The organism is Tepidimonas sp. (genome assembly GCF_036824975.1).
Taxonomy (GTDB): domain Bacteria; phylum Pseudomonadota; class Gammaproteobacteria; order Burkholderiales; family Burkholderiaceae_C; genus Tepidimonas.
In genome coordinates, this window is the sequence record NZ_DAISZC010000016.1 from 28,722 (window position 1) to 32,637 (window position 3,916).

Sequence of the window (3,916 nt, forward strand, 5' to 3'; positions counted from 1 at the left end):
CTCCCCGCGTCGTTCGATCCCCGTCGCGTGCCGGTGTTGGCGTGCGATGCGCACCTGCCGCCAGTACCCGTGCAGCAGTTCAACGCCGATCAGTGGCGGCGCTGGTTTGCCGAGCCGCCTCTGTGGGAGCCTGAGTGGCGCGCCGAGCCGCCTTGGGGGGACGCGCCGCCGCGGCCGGCGGCGGTGCTGGTGCCCATCGTGTGGCGCGAACAGCCGATGGTGTTGTTGACCGAGCGCAGCGCGCATCTGCCTACGCACGCCGCGCAGGTGGCGTTTCCGGGCGGCAAGCTGGATGCACGCGACGGCGGTGATCCGGTGCGCTGTGCGCTGCGCGAAGCGGCGGAGGAGGTGGGGCTGGCCCCCGCCTGGGTGGAAGCGCTGGGAACGCTGCCGCGCTACCGCACGGGCTCTGGCTTCGACATCACACCCGTGGTGGGGCTGGTGTGGCCACAGGGGCCGTGGCAACCCGATCCGCACGAGGTGGCCGATGTGTTCGAGGTCCCACTGGCGTTTCTGATGGACCCGCGCCACCACCGGCACCATGAGGTGCAGTGGGCGCACACGCGCCGTCACTGGTTGTCGATGCCCTATGACGATGGGGGCATGCAGCGCTTCATCTGGGGAGCAACCGCTGCCATGCTGCGCAATCTGTACCGGTTTTTGTCGGCGGCCACCGCCGCTATGATGCGCCCATGACGTTTTTCGCCGTCCTGTTTGCGCTGTTGCTGGATCAGGCCCGCCGCCCCGGTGCGGAGGCGGCGCTGGCTGCTCCGGCGCGCGGCTGGGCAGATTGGGTGCAGCGCCAGCTCGACGCCGGGCACCGTGCCCAGGGCGTGCTGGTGTGGGGGCTGGCGTGGGGCGCGCCGGTGCTAGGGGCGGCGTTGGTCTACCAGGGGCTGGACCGCGCCAGCGGCCTGCTGGGGTTTGCGTGGACCCTGGCGGTGCTCTACCTGCTGCTCGGATTTCGGCAGTTTAGCCATCCCTTCACCGCGGTACGGGCCGCGCTGGAGTCGGCAGACGAGGCGCGTGCGCGCGCCGCGCTGGCCGACTGGCTGAATACGCCCGTGGTGGACTGGCCGCGTGAGGAGCTGCTGCGGCGTACGCTGGCGCAGGCGGTGTTGTCGGCGCAGCGGCACGTCTTCGGGGTGCTGGTGTGGTTCGTCGCCGGGGCGGTGCTCGGGCTGGGTCCGGCGGGTGCCGTGGCGTACCGCCAAGCGGCGAATTTGGCTGCGCGCTGGAGCGGGGCGGGGCCTCTGTCGCCCGTGGTCAGCCCCGCCGTGGCGGCGCTGGCGCAACGAGCGTGGTACTGGCTGGATGCCGCCGCGGCACGCGTGACAGTGCTGGTGTTTGCCATGGTGGGGCATTTCGAGGAAGCGCTGGCGCGCTGGCGCCAGCATGCCGGCCCTTGGCGTGAGTCCAGCGACACGCTGTTGCTGGCCGTGGCTGAAGGGGCGTTGCAGGTGCGCTTGCTGGCGCGCGGCGCCGATGATCCGCTGCGTGGTACCGATTTGCGTGAGCCGCAATTGGCCCACCTGGCCAGTGCCGTCGGGCTGGTGTGGCGGGGCGTCGTCCTGTGGCTGATGGCGCTAGCCATCGGCCTGCTGGCCCGTATTTTCTGAGGTGAGGCGCTCTCGCCGCTGGTCGCCGCTGGCGGTGTCGCCGCCGGGGGTGGGTGACGATGGGCGTCAAAAGATGGGCGTCAAAAACGCCGGGCCGCGCGCAACTCCTCGTACAGCGTAACGTAGAGCTGCCAGCGGCCCGGGGTGATGCGCCCGTCGGGGGCCACGGCGGCGCGGACCGCGCAGCCTGGCTCCTGCCGATGGGTGCAGTTGTGAAAGCGGCATTGACCCAGAAACGGTTGCAGGTCCGGCATCAAAGCCGCCAGCTGCTCCGGCTCGAGGTGGTGCAGCCCGAATTCGTGAAAGCCGGGCGAGTCGATCAGGGCGCTGCGCCGATCGCCGTCCAACCAGTACCAGGTGCTGCGCGTGGTGGTGTGGCGGCCAGTGCCCAGCGCATGCGAGATGGTTTGCGTCTGCACCTGCGCCTCGGGGACCAACCGGTTGATCAGCGTGCTTTTGCCAGTACCCGACGGCCCCATGACCAGCGTAGCGCAGTCATGCAAACGGGTGAGCAGCGCACTCAAGCCCGTGTCGTCGTGCGCGTCGCGCAACTGCAGGGGCAGCACCACTTCGCCCATCGCCCGGTAGGGCGCCAAGCGTGCCCACGCGGCGTCGAAAGCGGGTTGTACGTCGCGTTTGTTCAGCGCGATCAGTGCCGGCACGCCGGCGGCGCGCGCCGCGATCAGGGCTCGCGCCAGCTGCGCTTCGGAAAACACTGGCTCCGCGGCCAGCAGCACCAGCACCTGGTCGATGTTGGCCGCCAGCGTCTTGGTGCGTTCGGCATCCTGGCGGAACAGCACGCAGCGGCGCTCGTGCACCCGCTCGATCACCCCCTCGTCTCCAGCCGCCGACCAGTCTACCCAGTCGCCCACCACGGCGTCCAGGCGTTTGCCGCGCGGGTGGCAGCGCACCCGCGCACCGCTGTCATCCTCTACTGTGGCGTGGCGTCCATACGTGGCAACGATTCGCCCTGTGCGGAGGATGGGCGACGCGCCGGCGGCGCGCGCCGCACGCGTCATGTCGGATCTCCGGCCAGCCCCAGCCGGGCCAGCCGCTGCGCCGCCGGGGGATGGGAGTAGTGAAAGCGCACGTACAGCGGATCGGGGGTGAGCGTGCTGGCGTTGTCGCGGTGCAGTGCCAGCAGGGCCTGCGCCAGCGCTGCGGCACTGGCGTGCTGGCTGGCAAAGGTGTCGGCCGCGAATTCATCGCGCCGCGACAGGGCGTTGAGCAGCGGCGTCAGCCACACCCCGGCCAGTGGGGCCAGCAGCAGGAACAGGATCAGCGCCAGCGCGGCGTTGCCCCCTGCCAGTTGTGGCGTCACGCCCAGGCCGTGGTAGAACCAGGGCTGCTGGGCCAGCCACGCCAGCAGCGCCAGGCCAGCGGCGCTGGTGGCCGCCAGCAGCGCCAGCCGGCGCGGAATGTGCCGCAGCCGCGCGTGGCCCAATTCGTGCGCCAGCACCGCTTCGATCTGCTCCGGGGTCAGGTGCTGCAGCAGGGTGTCGAACAGCACCACACGCTTGGTGGGCCCAATGCCGGTGAAGTAGGCGTTGGCGTGTGCGCTGCGCCGGCTGCCATCCACCACGAACACCCCTTCGGCCCGAAAGCCGCAGCGCTGCAGCAGCGCCTGCACCCGCGCCAGCAGCGCCTCGTCGCGCAGCGGCTCGAAGCGGTTGAACAGCGGCGCGATGACGCGCGGAAAGATCAGCAACAGCAGCACCTGAAAGCCCATCCACACGCCCCACACCCACAGCCACCACAGGCCGCCGCCGTGCTCCATCAGCCACAGCACCGCGGCCAGCAGGGGCAGTCCAAGCACAGCCGCCACCAGCGCGCCCTTGAGGCCGTCGGCCACCCACAGCGCCAGCGTGGTGCGGTTGAAGCCGTGGCGCTGCTCCAGGCGAAAGGTGCGCCACCAGGCCCACGGCAGTTCTAGCGTCGCACCGATGGCCAAAAACGCCGCCACCAGCGCCACCTGCTGCGCCAACCCTTCACCCAGCCACGCCAGCAGCAAGCGGTTGAGCGCGTCGAGCCCGCCCAACAGCGTCCACGCCACCAGCACCGCGCTACCGAACAGCATCTCCAGCAGCGTCAGCTGCGCCTTGTCCAGCGTGTAGCGGGCCGCCCGCTGGTGCTGCGCCGGATCCACCCATCCCGCGAACGGCGCCGGAACACGGTGCGCATGGCGGGCCACGTGGCGCATCTGGCGCCACAGCAGCCAGGCGCGCAGCAGCACGGCCAGCAGCAGCCAGGCGGCGAACACGAGCGTCCACAGCAAGTCGGCGGCAATGGGGGCGTGG

Annotated in this window: 4 protein-coding genes; 2 read left to right on the forward strand and 2 right to left on the reverse strand. The window is 70.7% G+C overall.

Annotated features, from left to right (window positions below; genetic code table 11):
- Window positions 1-696 (forward strand): CoA pyrophosphatase (locus V7Z54_RS03435; RefSeq protein ID WP_334134368.1); only part of this gene is annotated, 696 nt, incomplete at its 5' end.
- Window positions 693-1,619 carry a cobalamin biosynthesis protein CbiB gene (locus tag V7Z54_RS03440; RefSeq protein WP_334134369.1) on the forward strand — a complete coding sequence of 309 codons (927 nt, stop codon included), beginning with the start codon at window positions 693-695 and terminating at the stop codon, window positions 1,617-1,619. The genes V7Z54_RS03435 and V7Z54_RS03440, both read left to right, overlap by 4 nt.
- Before the next feature lie 80 nt (window positions 1,620-1,699).
- Here V7Z54_RS03440 and rsgA read toward each other — a convergent pair whose 3' ends face one another.
- Together rsgA and V7Z54_RS03450 are read right to left on the reverse strand one after the other, a co-directional pair.
- Complete coding sequence (rsgA, locus tag V7Z54_RS03445; protein WP_334134371.1) at window positions 1,700-2,638, reverse strand: ribosome small subunit-dependent GTPase A; 939 nt, start codon at window positions 2,636-2,638, stop codon at window positions 1,700-1,702.
- Window positions 2,635-3,906 carry a M48 family metallopeptidase gene (locus V7Z54_RS03450; protein WP_334134376.1) on the reverse strand — a complete coding sequence of 424 codons (1,272 nt, stop codon included), beginning with the start codon at window positions 3,904-3,906 and terminating at the stop codon, window positions 2,635-2,637. Before V7Z54_RS03450 ends, rsgA begins: the two co-directional genes overlap by 4 nt.
- Window positions 3,907-3,916 lie beyond the last annotated feature (10 nt).